Source organism: Rubrivivax gelatinosus (genome assembly GCF_004340905.1).
GTDB lineage: Bacteria > Pseudomonadota > Gammaproteobacteria > Burkholderiales > Burkholderiaceae_C > Rubrivivax > Rubrivivax gelatinosus.
Genome location: NZ_SLXD01000009.1, coordinates 1 through 19,223 on the forward strand (window position 1 = coordinate 1; position 19,223 = coordinate 19,223).

The 19,223-nt window shown below is 70.9% G+C and carries 18 protein-coding genes; 5 read left to right on the top strand and 13 right to left on the bottom strand.

Annotated features, from left to right (window positions below; translation table 11 throughout):
• Nucleotides 1-52: 52 nt before the first annotated feature.
• The 3 genes from EV684_RS14300 to mutS form a co-directional block, all read right to left on the bottom strand.
• Entirely contained in the window at nucleotides 53-892 is an 840-nt protein-coding gene (locus EV684_RS14300) for an alpha/beta fold hydrolase (RefSeq protein WP_132647969.1), read from the bottom strand.
• Between the two features lie 90 nt (nucleotides 893-982).
• Entirely contained in the window at nucleotides 983-1,807 is an 825-nt protein-coding gene (locus EV684_RS14305; protein WP_132647970.1) for a proteasome-type protease, read from the bottom strand.
• Nucleotides 1,808-1,963: 156 nt separating this feature from the next.
• Complete coding sequence (gene mutS, locus EV684_RS14310; protein WP_132647971.1) at nucleotides 1,964-4,531, bottom strand: DNA mismatch repair protein MutS; 2,568 nt, start codon at nucleotides 4,529-4,531, stop codon at nucleotides 1,964-1,966.
• 184 nt (nucleotides 4,532-4,715) lie between these two features.
• Between mutS and EV684_RS14315 the strand changes: the two genes are divergently transcribed.
• Nucleotides 4,716-6,287 (top strand): methyl-accepting chemotaxis protein, encoded by a 1,572-nt coding sequence (locus EV684_RS14315; protein ID WP_132647972.1) that lies wholly within the window; start codon nucleotides 4,716-4,718, stop codon nucleotides 6,285-6,287.
• Nucleotides 6,288-6,299: 12 nt separating this feature from the next.
• Here EV684_RS14315 and EV684_RS14320 read toward each other — a convergent pair whose 3' ends face one another.
• The 6 genes from EV684_RS14320 to EV684_RS14345 form a co-directional block, all read right to left on the bottom strand.
• A complete protein-coding gene (locus EV684_RS14320; protein ID WP_132647973.1) occupies nucleotides 6,300-7,055 on the bottom strand; it encodes an amino acid ABC transporter ATP-binding protein in 756 nt (251 codons plus the stop codon).
• On the bottom strand, nucleotides 7,042-7,692 hold the full coding sequence (locus EV684_RS14325; protein WP_132647974.1) for an amino acid ABC transporter permease: 651 nt from the start codon (nucleotides 7,690-7,692) through the stop codon (nucleotides 7,042-7,044). Before EV684_RS14325 ends, EV684_RS14320 begins: the two co-directional genes overlap by 14 nt.
• 13 nt (nucleotides 7,693-7,705) lie before the next feature.
• The gene (locus EV684_RS14330) at nucleotides 7,706-8,374 is read right to left on the bottom strand and encodes an amino acid ABC transporter permease (protein ID WP_132647975.1); all 669 of its coding nucleotides are present in this window, start codon (nucleotides 8,372-8,374) and stop codon (nucleotides 7,706-7,708) included.
• Nucleotides 8,375-8,396: 22 nt separating this feature from the next.
• On the bottom strand, nucleotides 8,397-9,191 hold the full coding sequence (locus EV684_RS14335; protein WP_132647976.1) for a transporter substrate-binding domain-containing protein: 795 nt from the start codon (nucleotides 9,189-9,191) through the stop codon (nucleotides 8,397-8,399).
• Complete coding sequence (locus EV684_RS14340; RefSeq protein ID WP_132647977.1) at nucleotides 9,188-9,943, bottom strand: GntR family transcriptional regulator; 756 nt, start codon at nucleotides 9,941-9,943, stop codon at nucleotides 9,188-9,190. Before EV684_RS14340 ends, EV684_RS14335 begins: the two co-directional genes overlap by 4 nt.
• Nucleotides 9,944-10,157: 214 nt before the next feature.
• Nucleotides 10,158-11,135 (bottom strand): inositol monophosphatase family protein, encoded by a 978-nt coding sequence (locus EV684_RS14345; RefSeq protein WP_132647978.1) that lies wholly within the window; start codon nucleotides 11,133-11,135, stop codon nucleotides 10,158-10,160.
• A 114-nt stretch (nucleotides 11,136-11,249) separates the two neighbouring features.
• On the opposite strand from EV684_RS14345, the gene EV684_RS14350 reads away from it, so the two are divergent.
• Nucleotides 11,250-11,972, top strand: coding sequence for an RNA methyltransferase (locus tag EV684_RS14350; protein ID WP_132647979.1), 723 nt, complete (start codon nucleotides 11,250-11,252; stop codon nucleotides 11,970-11,972).
• Between the two features lie 20 nt (nucleotides 11,973-11,992).
• Nucleotides 11,993-12,772, top strand: a complete 780-nt coding sequence (gene cysE, locus EV684_RS14355; protein WP_132647980.1) for a serine O-acetyltransferase — start codon at nucleotides 11,993-11,995, stop codon at nucleotides 12,770-12,772.
• 78 nt (nucleotides 12,773-12,850) lie between these two features.
• On the opposite strand, the gene mog is transcribed toward cysE, so the two are convergent.
• Both mog and yjgA read right to left on the bottom strand, forming a co-directional pair.
• The gene (gene mog, locus EV684_RS14360; protein ID WP_132647981.1) at nucleotides 12,851-13,447 is read right to left on the bottom strand and encodes a molybdopterin adenylyltransferase; all 597 of its coding nucleotides are present in this window, start codon (nucleotides 13,445-13,447) and stop codon (nucleotides 12,851-12,853) included.
• Nucleotides 13,448-13,586: 139 nt separating this feature from the next.
• Entirely contained in the window at nucleotides 13,587-14,144 is a 558-nt protein-coding gene (gene yjgA / locus EV684_RS14365) for a ribosome biogenesis factor YjgA (RefSeq protein ID WP_132647982.1), read from the bottom strand.
• A gap of 92 nt (nucleotides 14,145-14,236) precedes the next feature.
• Between yjgA and pmbA the strand changes: the two genes are divergently transcribed.
• Nucleotides 14,237-15,616 (top strand): metalloprotease PmbA, encoded by a 1,380-nt coding sequence (gene pmbA, locus EV684_RS14370; protein WP_132647983.1) that lies wholly within the window; start codon nucleotides 14,237-14,239, stop codon nucleotides 15,614-15,616.
• 125 nt (nucleotides 15,617-15,741) lie between these two features.
• Nucleotides 15,742-16,824 carry a TRAP transporter substrate-binding protein gene (locus EV684_RS14375; RefSeq protein WP_132647984.1) on the top strand — a complete coding sequence of 361 codons (1,083 nt, stop codon included), beginning with the start codon at nucleotides 15,742-15,744 and terminating at the stop codon, nucleotides 16,822-16,824.
• Nucleotides 16,825-16,915: 91 nt separating this feature from the next.
• Here the strand turns inward: EV684_RS14375 and EV684_RS14380 are convergent, their stop codons facing one another.
• Together EV684_RS14380 and EV684_RS14385 are read right to left on the bottom strand one after the other, a co-directional pair.
• Nucleotides 16,916-18,601, bottom strand: coding sequence for a TRAP transporter large permease (locus tag EV684_RS14380; RefSeq protein ID WP_243651179.1), 1,686 nt, complete (start codon nucleotides 18,599-18,601; stop codon nucleotides 16,916-16,918).
• On the bottom strand, nucleotides 18,601-19,194 hold the full coding sequence (locus EV684_RS14385) for a TRAP transporter small permease subunit (RefSeq protein WP_132647986.1): 594 nt from the start codon (nucleotides 19,192-19,194) through the stop codon (nucleotides 18,601-18,603). Before EV684_RS14385 ends, EV684_RS14380 begins: the two co-directional genes overlap by 1 nt.
• Between the last annotated feature and the right edge of the window lie 29 nt (nucleotides 19,195-19,223).

Below are 19,223 nucleotides of genomic sequence, written 5' to 3' on the forward strand. Positions count from 1 at the left end.
CTTCTACAACTGGCACAGGCCACACCACAGCATCGACCTCAAGCCGCCGGTCTCACGTCTCTTGGTTCCCCGAAAGAACCTGTTGACACTTCACAGCTAGGCGCGCCAGCACGGCGTCGGCCACGGCTGCCGGCTGCTCCATCGGCACCAGGTGCGTGCCGACGATCCATTCGATCTGGCCGCGTGTGATCGCGCGTGTGGCGGCCAGGCCGACCTGGCGCACCTCGGCGGACTGCGTGCCGCCGATGAAGGCCACCGGGCAGCGCGGCGGGTGCCGGTGCACCAGCTCGCCCAGGTGGTGCGGCAGCGTGTTGTAGAAGCGCGTCTCGACGTCGCGGTGGAAGGCCAGGCGCACGCCGCCTGCCGGGTCGGGCTCGGTGCCGTGGGCGATGTAGTCGGCGAGCACACGCGGGTCCCAGCGCGCGAACACCGCCTTCTTCGCGAAGTGCTCCAGTGCCGCCTCGGCCGAGGGCCAGTGCTGGCGCCTCGCCTTGGACACCTTGCCCGGCGAGATGCGGCCGATCAGCCGCGTCGCCTTGGCCACCTGCACGCTGTGCGCGCGCCAGCCGGCGAGCACCGGCGAGTCGAGCATCACGACCGAGGCCGCGAGTTCGGGCCGCCGGCAGGCGGCCATCAGGCTCAGGTAGCCGCCCAGCGAATGGCCGACGAAGTGCACGCGCCGGCCCGGCGCCGCCTGGTCGACGAAGTCCAGCAGCTGGCGCGCGATGTGCGGCCAGTTGCCGGTGACGGCGTAGCGCGGGTCGTGGCCGACCTTGGGCAGCGCCAGCACCTCGTGCCCGGCGGCGCGCCAGTGCGCGAACAGCACGCCGTAGGTGCCGGCCGGGAAGCCGTTGGCGTGCGAGAAGACGATAGGGGAATGCTCCGTGGCCATCTGCAGTGTTCGTGGACGGCGAATGATCGTCGACAACCGGGACGCGGAGCACGTCTCCGGCGGGACAGGCGGCCGCGGCGCGGCCGTGGATCAGACGATTCTCTCGCCGGGGTGCGTGATTTTCCGCATCGGCTCGTAGCGCGAGTGGCGCGACAGCAGCGGGTGCGCGGTGTCGCCGCCGTCCCAGCGCGGGTCGTCGATCGACTCGAAGACCTCGCGCAGGCGCTGGCCCCAGGTGCTGCGGATCATGCGGAAGTACGGGTTGTGCTCGTCGATGCAGACGTGGTCGCCCGAGGACAGCGCGCCGGCGCGGTAGACCATCAGGTCCAGCGGCAGGCCGACCGAGAGGTTGGACTTCAGCGTCGAGTCCATCGACACCAGCGCGCACTTGGCGGCTTCGTCCAGCGGCGTGGACGGCGTCAGCACGCGGTCGAGGATGGGCTTGCCGTACTTGCTCTCGCCGATCTGGAAGAAGCAGGTCTCGCGCGTGGCCTCGATGAAGTTGCCGGCCGAATAGACCAGAAACATGCGCATCGCCTCGCCGCGGATCTGGCCGCCGAAGATCATGCTGGTGTTGAAGTCCACGCCGTTGGCTTTCAGCGACGGGCCGTCCTGCTGGTAGACGCGGCGCACCGCGCTGCCCAGCACGCGTGTGGCGTCGAACATGCTGCGTGCGTTCCAGATCGTCAGCGGCTCCTCGTCGCCGTTGTCCAGCTTCTCGACCTGCAGGATCTCGCGCACGCTCTGGCTGATGCCGAGGTTGCCGGCCGACAGCATCACCATGAAGCGGTCGCCGGGGCGCTCGTAGATCATCATCTTGCGATAGGTGCTGATCTGGTCGAGGCCCGCGTTGGTGCGCGAGTCGGAGAGGAAGACGAGCCCGGCTTCGAGCCGGATGCCGACGCAGTAGGTCATGCCTGTGAGCGGGCCATGCGCCCGGGCTGCCGAAGAACGAGGCGCGAAGCGTAACAGCCCGTCGTGGGGCGCGCGCTCCCTCGCCAGCGGGCGCTGCGGCGCGGCGTACCCGGCCGTGACATCGGCACGCGCCGCGTCAGCGCCTGATCCCGCGCCTCAAGCCAGCAGCGACTTCAGCTTGTACAGCGCGTCCAGCGCCTCGCGTGGCGCCAGCCGGTCGGGGTCGATCGCGGCCAGCGCCGCTTCCACCGCAGAAGGCTCGGGAGCCGCCGCGGCCGGCGGTGGCGCGAACAGGTCGACCTGGGCATGGCCGGCCTGGGCCTTGGCTTCCAGCGCCTCCAGCGTCGCACGCGCCTGGCGTATCACCGCCGCCGGCATGCCGGCCAGGCGCGCGACCTGCACGCCGTAACTGCGGCTGGCCGGGCCGGGTTCGATCTGGTGCAGGAAGACGATGTCGTGGCCACTCTCGACCGCGCCGACGTGCAGGTTCAGCGCGCGTTCGTGCTCGGCCGGGAACTCGGTGAGCTCGAAGTAGTGCGTCGCGAACAGCGTGAAGCTGCGGTTGCGGTCGTGCAGCTGGCTGGCGATGGCCGCGGCCAGCGCCAGGCCGTCGAAGGTGCTGGTGCCGCGGCCGATCTCGTCCATCAGCACCAGGCTGTGCTCGGTGGCGGTGTGAACGATGGCCGCGGCCTCGGTCATCTCCAGCATGAAGGTCGACTGCGCGTTGGCCAGGTCGTCGGCGGCGCCGATGCGGGTGTGGATCGCGTCGATGGGCCCCAGCCGGCAGGCGCTGGCCGGCACGTAGGAGCCCATCGCCGCCAGCAGCACGATCAGCGCCACCTGGCGCATGAAGGTGCTCTTGCCGCCCATGTTGGGGCCGGTGATGACCAGCAGCCTGGTCTTCGCGTCGAGCCGGCAGTGGTTGGCGATGAAGGGCCCGGCGCCGGTCTCGCGCAGCCGCGCCTCGACGACCGGGTGGCGGCCGGCCTCGATCTCGATGCAGGGGTAGGGCACGAACTCCGGCCGGCACCAGCCCAGCGCCGCCGCGCGTTCGGCCAGCGTCGCCAGCGCGTCCAGCGAAGCCAGCGCGCGCGCCAGCGCGGTCAGCGGCGGCAGCAGCGGCTGCAGCGCGTCGAGCACCTGCTCGTAGAGCCACTTCTCGCGCGCCAGCGCACGCTCCTGCGCCGACAGCGCCTTGTCCTCGAAGGCCTTGAGCTCGGGCGTGATGTAGCGCTCGGCGTTCTTCAGCGTCTGGCGGCGCTGGTAGTCGGCCGGCACCTTGTCGCGGCCGGAACTCGTGACCTCGATGTAGAAGCCGTGCACCTTGTTGAACTGCACGCGCAGGTTGGCGATGCCGGTGCGCGCACGTTCGCGCGCTTCGAGGTCGAGCAGGAAGGCGTCGCAGTTCTGGCTGATCGCGCGCAGCTCGTCGAGCTCGGCGTCGACGCCGGCGGCGATGACACCGCCGTCGCGCAGCATCACCGCCGGTTCCTCGGCGATCGCCGACAGCACGTTGGCGACCTCGTCGTCGGGCGCCAGCGCGGCGTCGAACTCGGCCAGCAGCGGCGCGCCGGCCGGCACCGCGCTGCGCAGCGCCGGCAGGCCCAGCAGCGTCGCGCGCAGCCCCGACAGCTCGCGCGGGCGCACCTGGCGCAGCGCGATGCGCGAGCTGATGCGCTCGACGTCGCTGACGCCGCGCAGCGCGTCGCGCAGCGGCTCGTAGCCCTGGTCCAGCAGGCAGGCGATGGCCTCGTGGCGCGCGCGCGCCTCGCTGCGATCGCGCTGCGGATGCGTCAGCCAGTGGCGCAGCCGGCGGCTGCCCATGCCGGTGCGGCAGGTGTCCAGGAGCGACAGCAGCGTCGGGCTGTCCTCGCCGCGCAGCGTCTGCACCAGCTCCAGGTTGCGGTGCGTGGCCGGCGGCAGCTCGATCAGCTCGCTGGAGCGCGGCACGGCCACCGTGCGCAGATGCGCCAGCGCGCGGCCCTGGGTGTGTTCGGCAAAACTCAGCAGCGCCGCGGCGGCGGCATGCGCGACCTTCAGCTCCTGCGCGCCGAAGCCGGCCAGCGTCGCGACCTGCAGTTGCTCGCGCAGCTTGCGCTCGCCCAGCGCGGCCTCGAACTGCCAGGCCGGGCGCGCCGTGCGCGCGCAGGGTGCCTGGGCCAGCGCCGCCGGCAGCTCGCCGCTGCCGTCGTGCAGCGGCTCGGCGGGCTGCAGCCGCGCCAGCCAGCCGGCGAGTTCACGCTCGCTGCATTCGGTGAGCCCGAGTTCGCCGCTGGCCAGGCCCAGCCAGGCCAGGCCCCAGCTGTTGCGCTGGCGGTGCACGGCCAGCAGCAGCGTGTCGCTGCGTTCGGCCAGCAGCTCGCTGTCGGTCACCGTGCCCGGCGTGACCACGCGCACCACCTTGCGTTCGACCGGCCCCTTGGCGGCGCCGACCTCGCCGACCTGCTCGGCGATCGCTACCGCCTCGCCCAGCTTCAGCAGGCGCGCGAGGTAGGCGTCGAGCGAATGCACCGGCACGCCGGCCATCACCACCGGCTCGCCGGCGCTCTGGCCGCGTGTCGTCAGCGTGATGTCCAGCAGCCGGTTGGCCTTGCGCGCGTCGTCGTAGAAGAGCTCGTAGAAGTCGCCCATCCGGTAGAAGACGAGCGTGTCGGGGAACTCGGCCTTGATGCGCAGGTACTGCGCCATCATCGGCGTGTGCTCGGGGGCGTCGGGTTTGTTCATGCGGATCAAGGACTTATCGTTCTTCTGCAGGGCGCGGCGCGAAACCCCGGCATTGTCGACCATCTCGGTGTGCCGCCGGCGCGGCTAAAGCCGCCACGACATCGGTCGAAGTTATGGGAAGAGTGGGCTCGGCCGCAATGGCTCGGGCACCGCGGCGAACAACAACAAGCAAGCCGTCATTGCCATGTCCAAGCTGTCTTTCCGCACCGTCGCCGGACGCCTGAGCGGCGCTTTCGGTCTCCAGATCCTCCTGTGCTGTGCCTGCGTCGTGATCGCCGTGGTCTCGCTGCAGGGCGTGAGCCGCGAAGTCGGCGAGATCCGCCAGCGACTGTTCAGCGCCATCGACGCCGCCAACACCATCGAGCGCGTGATCAACGTCCAGGCCGTCGCGCTGCGCGACGCGATCGTCGCGCGCGACGACGCCGAGGCCCTGGCCACGATGCTGAAGACGGTGGGCGAGAGCGCCAAGGTCAACGACGCCGCCACCAAGGCCCTGGAGGCCACGGTGCCCGACGAGGCCTCGGCGCGCGCGCTCTTCGAGGCCATGGTCGTGGCCCGCAAGGCCTACGCCGCCGAGGCCTGGGAGGTGGTCGCGCTGCTGAAGAAAGGCGACCACGAGGCCGCCGCGACGCAGCTTCGCAACCGGGTGCAGCCGGTGCAGGCGCGGTACTTCGAGACTGTCGCCAACATCCGCGCCGCTGCGACAGGGTTGATGAACCAGGCGACCGCGCACACCGAGGCGACGGCGGCGCGGGCGACGCTGGCGATGATCGTGGCGGCGGCGCTGGCCGTGGCTCTCGGCGTCGCGATGGCGCTGCTGATCACCCGCGGCCTGGTGCGCCAGCTCGGCGGCGAGCCGGCCGACGTGGTGCGTGTGGCCGGCGAGATCGCGCGCGGCAACCTGGCGGTGCAGGTCCCGAAGGCGGCGGCTGGCAACGCCGACAGCGCGATGGCGGCGATCGGCGTGATGCGCGACCGGCTCGCCGAGATCGTGCAGAACGTGCGCCGCAACGTCGACAGCATGGCCACCGGCGCCGCCGAGATCGCCTCGGGCAACGCCGACCTCAGCCAGCGCACCGAGATGCAGGCCGCCGCGCTGCAGCAGACCGCGGCGACGATGGACGAACTGGGGTCCACGGTGCGCCAGAACGCCGACAACGCCGCGCGTGCCAACGGCCTGGCCCGGGAGGCGAGCAGCGTCGCGCACACCGGCGGCGAGGTCGTTTCGCGTGTCGTCGACACGATGCGCGGCATCAGCGACGGCAGCCGGCGCATCGCCGACATCACCGGCGTGATCGACGGCATCGCCTTCCAGACGAACATCCTGGCGCTCAACGCCGCGGTCGAGGCGGCGCGTGCCGGCGAGCAGGGGCGCGGCTTCGCCGTCGTCGCCGGCGAGGTGCGCAGCCTGGCGCAGCGCGCGGCCGCCGCGGCGCGCGAGATCAAGACGCTGATCTCGCAGAGCACCGAGCAGACCGAGTCCGGTGCCGAACTCGTCGACCAGGCCGGTGTGCGCATGAAGGAGATCGTCGCCGCGATCGCCCGGGTCAGCGAGATGGTCGCCGCGATCAGTGCCGCCAGCGCCGAGCAGAGCGTCGGCGTCGCCCAGGTCGGCGAGGCGGTGCAGCAGCTCGATCAGGCCACGCAGCAGAACGCCGCGCTCGTCGAGCAGAGCGCCGCCGCGGCGGCCAGCCTGCGCCAGCAGTCGGCCCAGCTGGTGGACTCGGTGGCGGTGTTCAGGCTCGAGCGCGCCTGAACGCCCGCCGCGTCAGTGGATCGACGCGAGGAACTGCTTCAGCTCGGCGCTGCGCGGCGCGGCGAACAGCTCGTCGGGCGGCCCCATCTCGTGCACCCGGCCCTGGTGCATGAAGATCACGCGGTCGCTGACCTTGCGCGCGAAGCCCATCTCGTGCGTGACCATCAGCAGCGTCATGCCTTCCCGGGCCAGGCCCTCGACGACGTTGAGCACCTCGCCGACGAGCTCCGGGTCCAGCGCCGAGGTGATCTCGTCGCACAGCAGCACGCCGGGCTCCATCGCCAGCGCGCGCGCGATGGCCACGCGCTGCTGCTGGCCGCCGGAGAGCTGGTCGGGGAAGGCCGCGAACTTGTCGCCCAGCCCGACACGCTCGAGCAGCCGTCGTGCGAGCGCCTCGAGCGCCGGCCCGCTGTCCTTCTTGACCAGGCCCGGCGCCAGCATCACGTTGCGGCCGACGTTCAGGTGCGGGAACAGGTTGAACTGCTGGAAGATCATGCCGACCTGACGGCGCAGCGCGCGCATCGCCTGGGCGTCGTGGTGCAGCAGCGGCCGGCCCTGCACCTGGAGTTCGCCGTGCTGGAAGGTCTCGAGCCCGTTGATGCAGCGCAGCAGCGTGCTCTTGCCCGAGCCGCTCTTGCCGATGATGGCGATGACCTCGCCCGGGCGGACCTCCAGGTCGATGCCCTTGAGCACCTCGTTCGGGCCGTAGGACTTGCGCAGACCCCGGATGCTGACCGCCGGCGCGCCCGCCGTTTCAATGCTTGACATGCAGCTTGGCCTCGATGACGCGGGAGTAGTGGCTGATCGGGAAACAGAGCGCGAAGTACAGCAGCGCGACGCAGCCGTAGACCAGGAAGGGCTGGAAGGTGGCGTTGGTGATCATCGTGCCGGCCTTGGTCAGCTCGACGAAACCGACGACCGAGGCCAGCGCCGTGCCCTTGATGACCTGCACCAGGAAGCCGACCGTCGGCGCGATCGCCAGCCGTCCGGCCTGCGGCAGCACGACGTGGCGCATCTGCTCCAGGTAGTTCAGCGCCAGGCTCTGTGCCGCCTCCCACTGGCCGCGCGGCACGGCGCGCACGCAGCCGTGCCAGATCTCGGTGAGGAAGGCGCTGGTGTAGAGCGTCAACGCCAGCGCCGAGGCGAACCACGGCGAGGTGTCCAGCCCCAGCAGCGCGAGGCCGAAATAGGCCAGGAAGAGCTGCATCAGCAGCGGCGTGCCCTGGAAGAGCTGGACGTAGCCGCGCACCGCCTGCTGCAGCCAGGGGCGATCCAGCGAGCGCAGCAGCAGCAGCGCCAGGCCGACGAGGCCACCGCCGACGAAGGCGATCAGCGACAGCGCCACCGTCCAGCGCGCCGCCAGCAGCAGGTTGCGCACGATGTCCCAGAGGGTGAACTCGACCATGTCCCCCCGGCGCTCAGCGCCGGCCTCCGAACAGCAGATGGCGGCCGAGCCGGTCCAGCAGATGGCGCACGGCCACCGCCATCGCCAGATACATCAGCGTGGCGACGATGAAGGCCTCGAAGGCGCGGAAGTTGCGGCTCTGGATGAGGTTGGCCGTGTAGCTGAGCTCCTCGGTGGCGATCTGGCCGCAGACTGCCGAACCCAGCATCACGATGATGATCTGCGAGACCATCGCCGGCCAGACGCGGCGCAGCGCCGGCGGCAGCACGACGTGCACGAAGGTCTGGGCGCGCGTGAGCGCCAGGCTCAGCGCCGCCTCGACCTGGCCGCGCGGCGTCGCAGCGATGCCGGCGCGCACGATCTCGGCCGCGTAGGCGCCCAGGTTGAGCACCATCGCGATGACGCTGGACCACTCCGGCGTCAGCCGCAGCCCCAGCGCCGGCAGGCCGAAGAAGACGAAGAAAAGCTGGACGATGAACGGCGTGTTGCGGATCAGCTCCACGTAGCCGCCCACCGCCCAGCGCAGCGGCGCCGCGCCCTCGGTGCGCGCCCAGGCGCAGGCGATGCCCAGCGCGACGCCGAGCACCGCCGACACCGCCGTCAGGCCCAGCGTCCACGCCGCGCCCCGGAGCAGCAGCGGCCAGTCGGCCAGCACGGCCAGGAAGTCGAGCTCGACGGACATCGTGCGCTGGCGCTCGCGGGCCTTATTGCGGCAGGTTGCCCGCCGGGCGCTTCAGCCACTTCTGCGCCAGCTTGTCGAGCTCGCCGGCGGCCTTGGCCTGGGCGATGATCTCGTTGACCTTGGCGCGCAGCGCGTCTTCGCCCTTGGCGATGCCGATGTAGTTCGGGCTGTCCTTGAGCAGCAGCTTGTATTCGGCGCCGAGCTGCGGATTGCGCTGCATCAGCGTCTCGGCCACCGACACGCCGGTGGCGATGAGCTGGGTCTGGCGCGAGACGAAGGCCGAGACGGTGGCGTTGTTGTCCTCGAAGCGGCGGATGTCGGTGCCGGCAGGCGCCAGACGCGTCAGCTCCTGGTCCTCGATCGCGCCGCGCGTGACGGCGATGCTCTTGCCGGCCAGGTCCTGCAGCGAGGCGACGGCGATCGAACGCGGCGCGAAGATGCCCTGGAAGAACGGCGAGTAGGCGGCGCTGAAGTCGATCACCTTCTCGCGCTCGGGGTTCTTGCCCAGTGTCGAGATCACGAGGTCGGCCTTGCGGCTTTGCAGGTAGGCGATGCGGTTGGCGCTGGTCACCGGCACCAGCTCCAGCTTCACGCCGAGCCTGGCGGCGATGTAGCCGGCCATGTCGACGTCCAGGCCCTGGGGCTGCATGTCCACGCCGACGAAGCCGTAGGGCGGGAAGTCGGTCGGGATCGCGATCTTGACGTGCCGCGACTTCATCACGTTGTCCAGCGCCGATTGCGCCTGCGCGGTGCCGGCGATCGCGGCCAGCGCGAGGCCCGCGGCCAGGCCGAGCAGACGGCGTTTCGTGGTCTTCATAGAACGGCTCCCAGGTAGGTGGAGGGGGGTGAGGAATCGTCGTCGTCCGGCGGGCGCTGCGCGCCGCGGCGCGGTGCCCGGGCCGGCGCCACCGGCGCCAGCGCGGCGCGCAGTTCGGCCAGCGGGTCTTCGGGCGTGCTGTCCAGGCGCAGCGCCTGCTGCACGTTGCCGATGTGGCGGGCCATCAGCGTCTCGGCGCGCGCGGTGTCGCCGGCTTCCAGCGCCTGCACGATCTCGACGTGCTCGCCGCACGAATGCGCGGCGTCGTGCGTGGACTGGTAGAGCATCGCGATCAGCGTCGTGCGCGCGGTGTAGTCGCGCAGCGTGTCGGCCAGCAGCTGGTTGCCCAGGCACTCGGCCAGGCAGACGTGGAACTCACCGAGCAGGTAGCTGCGCCGGCCGACGTCGTCCGATTCCAGCGAGGCCTGCTCGTCGCGGATGTGGCGCTTGAGCGTGTCGAGCTTGGCCGGCGTCATCGGCGCGGCGCTGCGGATCAGGCCGGTCTCGATGACGCGCCGGGCCTCGAAGGCCTCGCGGGCCTCGCTCTCCGAGGGCTGCACCACGTACCAGCCGCGGCGCGCGCTGACGGTGACGATGCCGCGCGCGGCCAGCTGCATCAGCGCCTCGCGCACCAGCGTGCGGCTGCAGTCGAAGAGCAGCGACAAGGCCTGCTCGCCCAGGCGGCTGCCCGGGGCGAGCTTCTGGGCCAGGATGGCCTGGACGATGCGGTCGGCGATCTCGCTGGAGTTCATGCGGAGGTGGCCGTCGATCGGCCACCCGCCATTCAGCGAGGAACGTGCCAGCTGTCGACCTGGCTTGTATGCAAGCTCTGCGCATCAAGGACGTGCGCAGGCAGCCCGCAGCCTGGCGGGCGCGGGCGTTTTGGTGCGGACGGGCGTCCGCTTCTGGTGCGGGGAGCGGCGGGGTGGCCGCCGCAACACGGGGCGCCGACTGGCGCCCGCGCGATCAGACCGGGGCGTCGCCCGGCTTGGCCAGGTCGGCCTTGCGGATGCGCGTCGGGCGCTTCTTCTCGGCCGGGGCGGCAGGCGCCGGCGTGATGGCGGCGACGAAGGCGTCGGTCGCGTCGGGCGCGGCAGGCTGGGCGGCGGCGGTGGCCGGTGCGGCCTCGGCCTCCTTGATGACGCGGGTGTACGGCGCCAGGATCTGCACCAGCTGGCCGTAGACCTTCGGGTTGCCGGCGACGACTTCGCGCTGATACAGGAAGTCGGCTTCGCCGGTGAAGTTGCCGATCAGGCCGCCGGCCTCGGTGATCATCAGCGAGCCTGCGGCGATGTCCCAGGGGCTGAGTCCGGTCTCGAAGAAGCCGTCGTAGTAGCCGGCGGCGACGTAGCACAGGTCCAGCGCGGCGGCGCCCGGGCGGCGCAGGCCGGCGCAGCTCTGCATCACCTCCTCGAACATCTTCACGTAACGCTTGAAGTTGTCGCCCTTGCGGAACGGGAAGCCGGTGCCGACGAGCGAGTCCGACAGCCGCGTGCGCTTGGAGACCCGCAGACGGCGATCGTTCAGGAAGGCGCCGCGGCCGCGCGAGGCGTAGAAGAGGTCGTTGCGCGTCGGGTCGTAGACCACGGCCTGCTGCACCACGCCGCGGTGGGCCAGCGCGATCGACACCGCGTAGACCGGGAAGCCGTGCAGGAAGTTGGTCGTGCCGTCCAGCGGGTCGATGATCCAGACGAACTCGCTGTCGCGCGAGCCGTGTTCGCGGCCCGACTCCTCGGCCAGGATGCCGTGGCCGGGGTAGGCGTCGAGCAGCGTGTCGATGATGGCCTGCTCGGCCGCGCGGTCGACCTCGGTGACGAAGTCGTTCGGGCCCTTGCTGCCGACCTTCAGCACGTCCAGGTCCAGCGCCGCCCGGTTGATGATGGACCCTGCCGCGCGGGCCGCCTTCACGGCGATGTTGAGCATGGGATGGATCGCGGTCGACATGGGCAGGGCCTGTTCTGGGGGAGTGGGGGCGGGGCGGGATGAAAGAGCGGGCAGCAAGCCGGGGCGGCGACAATGCGCGCCCCGCAGCGTGTGCAACCCGGCATTTTAACGGCGATGACCGACCCGACCCGATTCGTTCTCGTGGAAACCAGCCATGCCGGCAACGTCGGCGCCACCGCGCGTGCGATGAAGGTGATGGGTTTCACGGACCTGGTGCTGGTGCGCCCGCGCTGGGCCGACGTGCTGCAGCGCGAGGAGGCGCTGGCGATGGCCAGCGGCGCCACCGACGTGCTCGCCGGTGCGCGCATCGTCGACACGCTGGCCGAGGCGCTGGACGGCGTGACGCACGCCTGCGCGACGGCGATGACGCCGCGCGACTTCGGCCCGCCGACGGCGCCGCCGCGCGAGCACTTCGCCGAAGTGGCCGCGCGCGGCGACGACCGCGTGGCCTTCGTCTTCGGCCCCGAGCGCACCGGGCTGGCCAACGACGACGTCTACCGCTGCCACGTCTGCCTCTCGATCCCGACGCATCCGGACTACGGCTCGCTGAACCTCGCCCAGGCGGTGCAGATCCTGGCTTATGACTGGCGCCAGGCGCAGGGCGGTTTCCCGGTGGTCGCGCGCACCGCCGATCCGCGCCTGGCCGACGCCGCGGCGGTGCAGGGCGTGCTCGAGCACTGGCAGCGCACGCTGGTCGAGATCGGTTTCCTCGACCCCGAGGCGCCGAAGAAACTGATGCCGCGGCTGAACCAGCTGGCCAACCGTATGCGCCTGACGCATGAAGAAGTGCAGATCCTGCGAGGGATCGCACGTGCCGCTACACTGAAACGCGACTGATTTCCCCGGAGCCCCACCCCATGTTCGCCCGTCTGCGTGAGGACATCGCCTGCATCCGCGAGCGCGATCCGGCAGCCCGTTCGACCTGGGAGGTGCTGACCTGTTATCCGGGCCTGCATGCGCTGGTGCTGCACCGGCGGGCGCACTGGTGCTGGAAGCATGGTTTTCGCTGGCTGGCGCGTTTCATCTCGCACATCTCGCGCTGGGCCACCGGCATCGAGATCCACCCCGGCGCCACCATCGGCCGGCGTGTCTTCATCGACCACGGCATGGGCCTGGTGATCGGCGAGACCGCCGAGGTCGGCGACGAGTGCACGCTCTACCACGGTGTGACGCTGGGCGGCACCTCGCTGGAGCGTGGCGCCAAGCGCCACCCGACGCTGGGCCGGGGAGTCATCGTCGCCGCCGGCGCCAAGGTGCTGGGCGGTTTCACCGTCGGTGACGGCGCGCGGGTCGGCTCCAACGCCGTGCTGCTGCAGCCGGTGCCGCCGGGCGCCACGGCGGTCGGCATCCCGGCGCGCATCGTCGTCAAGAACGCCGACGCCGAGCGCGAGGAACGTGCCGCGCGCCTGGGCTTCTCGGCCTACGGCGTGACCCAGGGCGACGACCCGGTCTCGCTGGCGATGAAGGGCCTGATCGACAGCGCCTCCGGCCACGAGCACCAGATCGCGCTGCTGTGGCAGGCGATCGAGAAGCTGGCCGCACGCTCGCGCGAACTGCCTGCCGCCGATTGCGTGCCGCAGGATGCGCACACGACCGAGTGTTTCGACGCCGACCGGCTGAACCGCCTGGTGAAGTGACCACCCCCGTAGCGCCTTCGGCGCTCCGCCTCAAGGGGCGCTGCCGGTGCCCCGGCGGAGCCGGGCCACGGCGTCTGCTTAGTTGCGCTGTTCCGCCTGACGTTGTGCGGACTTCGGTCTGAACGCGGCGCAGCGCGCCGGGTCCGTCTCGAGGTAGGGCCCGCCGATCAGGTCGATGCAGTAGGGCACGGCGGCGAAGATGCCGCGCACCGGCGGCGTGGCCTGCGGCAGGCCTTCCAGCGTCTCGGCGATGGCCTTGGGCTGGCCCGGCAGGTTGAGGATCAGCGCGCTGCCGCGCACCACTGCCGTCTGGCGCGACAGGATCGCCGTCGGCACGAAGGCCAGGCTGATCTGGCGCATCTGCTCGCCGAAGCCCGGCAGTTCTCGATCGGCGACGTCGCGTGTCGCCTCGGGCGTCACGTCGCGCGGCGCCGGGCCGGTGCCGCCGGTGGTCAGCACGAGGGCGCAGCCGCGCTCGTCGACCAGTTCGCGCAGCGTCGCGGCGATCAGCGGCCGCTCGTCGGGGATCAGCCGCTCCTCCCATTCGACCGGGTTGCGCAGCGCCGCCGACAGCCAGGCGCGCAGCGCCGGCAGGCCCTTGTCCTCGTAGACGCCGGACGAGGCCCGGTCGCTGATCGAGACCAGGCCGATGCGCACGGGATCGAACGTGCTCACTGGGGCACCCTTCGGCCTGCGGCCGGTCCCGCCGGGCGGGAATGAGCCCCGGACAAGTCCTGAGGGCTCACTGGGGCACCCTTCGGCCTGGCGGCCGGTCCCGCCACGCGGGAATGAGCGCCGGACAAGTCCTGAGCGCTCATGCCGGGATCTCGATGAAGGGCTTGAGGAACTGGAACAGCTCGCGGAAGTTCTTGGTCTGGCGCTGCTCGACGCTGGCGGCGGCGTCGCGGCGCGCGGCGCGCACCAGGCTGCGCAGGCGCTGCACGTCGGTCTCGGGGTGCGCCTGCACCCAGCGGTCGAGCGCGGCGTCGTCGGCGATCAGCTCGCTGCGCCAGCGTTCGACCTCGTGCAGCTTCAGCGTCTCGCGCGCCGAGCCCAGCGCCGCGGCGGCGACGGCCTCGCGCAGCACGTCCTCGTCGGCCGAGCGCATCAGCTTGCCGACGTACTGCATCTGGCGCCGCCGGCCCTCGTGCGAACGGGTGCGGCGGAACTCCTCGATCGCGTCGCGCAGCGCCTCGGGCATCTCGATGGCCGCCAGGCGTTCGTCGGACAGGGCGGCGACCTGCTCGCCCAGCGCCTGCAGGTCGTGCGACTTCTGCTTGAGCCGGGTCTTGCTGGGGCGGTCATCGTCGGCGTCGGTGCCGCCGCCGTAGGGAAGTTCAAGGCCGCGGTGCGGTGCTGCGCGTCGGGTCATCGCGGACAAGGTCTTGGAAGCGGGCCGGTATCATAGTCGCGCGCCCCCTTCCCGCTGCTTCCCGAGCCGGTTCCGGCCCGTTTCTCCCCACGATGACGACCTCCAGCGCCCCCGGCTTCGCCTACCGCCGCGAACAGTTCCAGCAGATCGTCGACGACGTTCTCTCCCGGGCAAAGAAGCTCGGCGCCAGTGACGCTGGCGTCGAGGTCTCGGAAGGCGTCGGCCTGTCGGTGTCGGTGCGCAAGGGCGAGCTGGAGAACGTCGAGCGCAACCAGGACAAGTCGCTGGGCGTCAGCGTCTACCTCGGCCACCGCCGCGGCAACGCCAGCACCTCCGACTTCTCGCCCGCGGCGATCGAACGCACGGTGCAGGCGGCTTACGACATCGCGCGTTTCACCGCCGAGGACCCGGTCGCCGGCCTGCCCGACGAGCAGGATCTGGCGACGCCCGAAGAGGCCGCGCGCGACCTCGATCTGTTCCATCCCTGGAACATCGACGCCGCCGGCGCCGCCGAGCTGGCGCGCCGCTGCGAGGCCGCGGCCTTCGCCGTCGACCGCCGCATCACCAACTCCGAAGGCGCCGGCGTCTCGGCGCAGCAGTCGCACTTCTGGGCCGGCAACACGCGCGGGTTCCGCGGCGGCTACGCCAGCTCGCGCCACTACCTGTCGGTGGCGCCGATCGCCTCGCTGCCGGGCCGTCGCCACGACATGCAGCGCGACGCCTGGTACAGCTCGATGCGCAACGCCTCGGAGCTGGCCTCGCCCGAGGCCGTGGGCCGCTACGCCGCCGAACGTGCGCTGTCGCGACTGAAGTCGCGCCGCGTCGCCACCGCCGAGGTGCCGGTGCTGTTCGAGTCGACCGTCGCCGCCGGCCTGCTTGGGGCCTACGTGCAGGCGACCTCGGGCGGCGCGCTGTACCGCAAGGCCAGCTTCCTGCACGGCTGCCTGGGCGAGAAGGTGCTGCCGGCGCACGTCGACATCGTCGAGGACCCGCACGCCGCCAAGGGCAAGGGCAGCGCGCCCTTCGACGACGAAGGCGTGCGCACCACCGGCCGCCGCGTCGTCGACGCCGGCGTCGTGCAGGGCTACTTCCTGTCGAGCTACTCGGCGCGCAAGCTGGGCCTGCGCACCACCGGCAACGCCGGCGGCTCGCACAACCTGGCGATGACCAGTCGGCTGACGCAGCCGGGCGACGACCTCGATGCGATGCTGCGCCGCCTGGGCCGCGGCCTCTTCGTCACCGAGCTGATGGGCCAGGGCCTGAACTACGTCACCGGCGACTACTCGCGTGGGGCCGCCGGCTACTGGGTCGAGGACGGGCGCATCGCCTTCCCGGTGCACGAGGTGACGATCGCCGGCAACCTGCGCGAGATGCTGGCCGGCATCGCCGCCATCGGCTCGGACGTCTACGTGCAGGGCAGCAAGTCGGTCGGCTCGGTCCTGCTGGACCGCATGAAACTGGCCGGCGCCTGACGCTGTTGCGCCGCCGCACGGCGCGCCCCGTCGAACGGGAAAACCCCTCGGAGACCCGAGGGGCGGCTGCCTAGAATCCTGCGCACCCGAACCTCTCACCGCTGTCGGGATCAGGAGACATTTTCATGGAACGTCGTTCCTTCGTCCGAGGCGCCGGCCTGGCCGGCGTGCTCGCCGCCGGCAGCGCGCCGGCGATCGTCCACGCGCAGGGCACGATCCGCTGGCGCCTGGCGTCGAGCTTCCCGAAGTCGCTCGACACCATCTTCGGTGCCGCCGAACTGTTCGCCAAGCGCATCGGCGAGATGTCGGGCGGCAAGTTCCAGATCTCGGTGCATGCCGGCGGCGAGCTGATGCCGCCGTTCGGCGTCGTCGACGGCGTGCAGAACGGCACCGTCGAGATGGCGCACACGGCGCCGTACTACTTCGTCGGCAAGGACATCACCTTCGCGCTCGGCACGGCGATCCCGTTCGGCCTGAACTCGCGCCAGATGACGGCCTGGATGTACGAGGGCAACGGCCTCACGCTGATGCGCGAGTTCTACGCCAACTACAACATCGTCAGCTTCCCCGGCGGCAACACCGGCGCGCAGATGGGCGGCTGGTTCCGCAAGCCCATCACCAAGCTCGCGGACATGAAGGGCCTGCGGTTTCGAACCGTCGGTGTCACCGGCCAGGTGATGGAGCGCCTGGGCGTCGTCGTGCAGGCGCTGCCTGGCGCCGAGATCTACCAGGCGCTGGAGAAGGGCACGATCGACGCCGCCGAGTGGGTCGGCCCCTACGACGACCTGAAGCTCGGGTTCAACAAGGTGGCACCGCACTACGCCTACCCGGCCTGGTGGGAAGGCGGCCCGCAGCTGGACTTCTTCATCAACACCAAGGCCTTCGGCGGCCTGTCGGCCGAGTACAAGGCGATGGTGCAGGCTGCGGCCTCCGAGGCCCACGTCGACATGCAGGCCCGCTACGACGCGCGCAACCCGAACGCGCTGCGCCAGCTGGTGGCCGGCGGCACCAAGCTGTTCCGGTTCCCGAAGGACGCGATGGACGAGGCCTTCAAGCAGGCCATGGGGCTGTACGCCGAACTGTCGAACAAGAACCCGGCGTGGAAGAAGGTCTACACCGACTTCTCCAAGTTCCGCAGCGAGCAGAACCTCTGGTACCGCTTCGCCGAGGCCGGCTTCGACAGCTACATGCAGTCGCAGAAGATCTGAAGCCCGGCGGCCGCCTGCGGGTGGCCGGGGATGAAGGAAAAGGCCCGCCGTGGCGACACGGCGGGCCTTTTGCCGTCGGGCCGGCGGGGCGCTACGGCCCCGGCGCGCTGGCCGGCGGCGTGCCGAACAGCTCGTCGAGGTTCTCGGTGCTCTGGTCGCGGTCCTCGGCCGGCGGCTGGGCCTCGATGACGACGCCGCTGGTGTCCAGGGCGGCCTTCTTGTCCAGCCCGCCGGAGACCAGGTTGGGGAAGGCGATGACCAGCGAGACCATGACGATCTGGATGATCACGAACGGGATCGCGCCGCGGTAGATCTGGCCCGTGGTCACGCGGCCGATGCGCCGGCCGGTCGGCCGGTCGACGTAGTCGTCGGCCGGCGCCACGCTGCGCAGGTAGAACAGCGCGAAGCCGAACGGCGGATGCATGAACGAGGTCTGCATGTTGAGTGCCAGCAGCACGCCCAGCCAGACCAGGTCGATGCCCAGCTTGTCGGCCACCGGCGCCAGCAGCGGCACGACGATGAAGGCGAGCTCGAAGTAGTCGAGGAAGAACGCGAGCACGAAGATCAGCACGTTCACCGCGATCAGGAAGCCGGTCTGGCCGCCGGGCAGCCCGGTGAGCAGCTGCTCCACCCAGTGCGGGCCTTCCACCCCCTGGAAGGTCAGGCTGAAGACGGTCGAGCCGATCAGGATGAACATGACGAAACACGAGAGCTTCATCGTCGTGTCCATCGCCTGGCGCAGCAGCGGCAGCGACAGCCGCCGGCGCACCACGGCCATCGCCAGCGCGCCCACCGCGCCCATCGCGCCGCCTTCGGTCGGCGTGGCGATGCCCAGGAAGATCGTGCCCAGCACCAGGAAGATCAGCGCCAGCGGCGGGATCAGCACGAAGGTCACGCGTTCGGCCATCTGCGACAGCAGCCGCGCGCGCACGACGCGGTTGATCACCGCCAGTGCGAAGGCGACGCCGACGCCGACCGACATCGACAGCACGATCAGCTCGTCGGTCGGCGTGCCCTGCGGGCGGGTCTTCGCGAAGACCAGGGCGCAGGCCAGCGAGACCAGGGCCAGCACGCCCAGCGAGCGCAGCCCCGAGCGGCCGTCGTGCTCGCGGATCGTGCGCGCCTCGGGCGGCAGCGCCGGCACGGCGGCCGGCCGCAGGAAGGCGACGCCGGCGACGTAGAGCAGGTACAGCCCGGTGAGCAGGAAGCCCGGGATGAAGGCGCCCTTGTACATGTCGCCGACGCTGCGGCCGAGCTGGTCGGCCATGATGATCAGCACCAGCGACGGCGGGATGATCTGCGCCAGCGTGCCCGACGCGGCGATTACGCCGCTGGCCATGCGCCGGTCGTAGCCGTAGCGCAGCATGATCGGCAGCGAGATCAGCCCCATCGAGATCACCGACGCGGCGACGACGCCGGTGGTCGCCGCCAGCATCGCGCCGACGAGGATCACCGCGAAGGCCAGGCCGCCGCGGATCGGGCCGAAGAGCTGGCCGATGGTGTCGAGCAGGTCCTCGGCCATGCCCGAACGCTCGAGGATCAGCCCCATGAACGTGAAGAAGGGCACCGCCAGCAGCGTGTCGTTCTGCAGGATGCCGAAGATGCGCAGCGGCAGCGCCTGCATCAGCGACGGCGGCAGCAGGCCGAGCTCGATGCCGATGAAGCCGAAGGCCAGGCCGCAGGCGGCCAGCGAGAACGCGACCGAGTAGCCCGCCAGCAGGAACAGCACCAGCCCGGCGAACATGATCGGGGCCATGTTGGCCGCCACGAACTCGATCACTTCTTCGCTCCTTCGGCCTGCTGGCGCAGGAAGGCGGCGAGCTCCTCCTCGTCGTTCCGGGTCTTGCCGCGCCGGCCGGGATCATCGGCCAGCCCGCGCAGGAAGGCGATGCGCTTGATGAACTCGGACACGCCCTGCAGCAGCAGCAGCGTGAAGCCGGCGGGCACCAGCGCATAGACCGGCCAGCGGATCAGGCCGCCGGCGTTGGACGACATCTCGCCCGTCTCGTAGGCCTTGATCACCAGCGGCAGCACGAGGTCGATGACGAGCAGGCCGAAGGGCATCAGGAACAGCACGATGCACACGGCCTCGATCACGACCTGCGTGCGGCGCTGGAAGCGGCCGAGCACGACGTCGATGCGCACGTGCTCCTGGCGCAGCATCGTGTAGCCCGCCGCGAGCAGGAACACGGCGGCGAACAGGTACCACTGGATCTCGAGGTAGGCGTTCGAGCTGGCGGCGAAGGCCTTGCGTGCGACGGCGTTGGTGGCGCTGATCAGCACCATCACCAGCACCAGCCAGGCGAGGTGGCGGCCGACGAACTCGTTGAGCGCGTCGATGAGCCGTGAGAGGCGGAGTAGGGCGGACACGTCGTCTCCAGTGGCGGCCGCAGGCCGCC

What these genes read in the sequence shown, in the direction of transcription:
- EV684_RS14300 (WP_132647969.1), bottom strand. Translation starts at nt 892, where the DNA reads ATGGCCACGGAGCATTCCCCTATCGTCTTCTCGCACGCCAACGGCTTC.
- EV684_RS14305 (WP_132647970.1), bottom strand. Translation starts at nt 1,807, where the DNA reads ATGACCTACTGCGTCGGCATCCGGCTCGAAGCCGGGCTCGTCTTCCTC.
- mutS (WP_132647971.1), bottom strand. Translation starts at nt 4,531, where the DNA reads ATGAACAAACCCGACGCCCCCGAGCACACGCCGATGATGGCGCAGTAC.
- EV684_RS14315 (WP_132647972.1), top strand. Translation starts at nt 4,716, where the DNA reads ATGTCCAAGCTGTCTTTCCGCACCGTCGCCGGACGCCTGAGCGGCGCT.
- EV684_RS14320 (WP_132647973.1), bottom strand. Translation starts at nt 7,055, where the DNA reads ATGTCAAGCATTGAAACGGCGGGCGCGCCGGCGGTCAGCATCCGGGGT.
- EV684_RS14325 (WP_132647974.1), bottom strand. Translation starts at nt 7,692, where the DNA reads ATGGTCGAGTTCACCCTCTGGGACATCGTGCGCAACCTGCTGCTGGCG.
- EV684_RS14330 (WP_132647975.1), bottom strand. Translation starts at nt 8,374, where the DNA reads ATGTCCGTCGAGCTCGACTTCCTGGCCGTGCTGGCCGACTGGCCGCTG.
- EV684_RS14335 (WP_132647976.1), bottom strand. Translation starts at nt 9,191, where the DNA reads ATGAAGACCACGAAACGCCGTCTGCTCGGCCTGGCCGCGGGCCTCGCG.
- EV684_RS14340 (WP_132647977.1), bottom strand. Translation starts at nt 9,943, where the DNA reads ATGAACTCCAGCGAGATCGCCGACCGCATCGTCCAGGCCATCCTGGCC.
- EV684_RS14345 (WP_132647978.1), bottom strand. Translation starts at nt 11,135, where the DNA reads ATGTCGACCGCGATCCATCCCATGCTCAACATCGCCGTGAAGGCGGCC.
- EV684_RS14350 (WP_132647979.1), top strand. Translation starts at nt 11,250, where the DNA reads ATGACCGACCCGACCCGATTCGTTCTCGTGGAAACCAGCCATGCCGGC.
- cysE (WP_132647980.1), top strand. Translation starts at nt 11,993, where the DNA reads ATGTTCGCCCGTCTGCGTGAGGACATCGCCTGCATCCGCGAGCGCGAT.
- yjgA (WP_132647982.1), bottom strand. Translation starts at nt 14,144, where the DNA reads ATGACCCGACGCGCAGCACCGCACCGCGGCCTTGAACTTCCCTACGGC.
- pmbA (WP_132647983.1), top strand. Translation starts at nt 14,237, where the DNA reads ATGACGACCTCCAGCGCCCCCGGCTTCGCCTACCGCCGCGAACAGTTC.
- EV684_RS14375 (WP_132647984.1), top strand. Translation starts at nt 15,742, where the DNA reads ATGGAACGTCGTTCCTTCGTCCGAGGCGCCGGCCTGGCCGGCGTGCTC.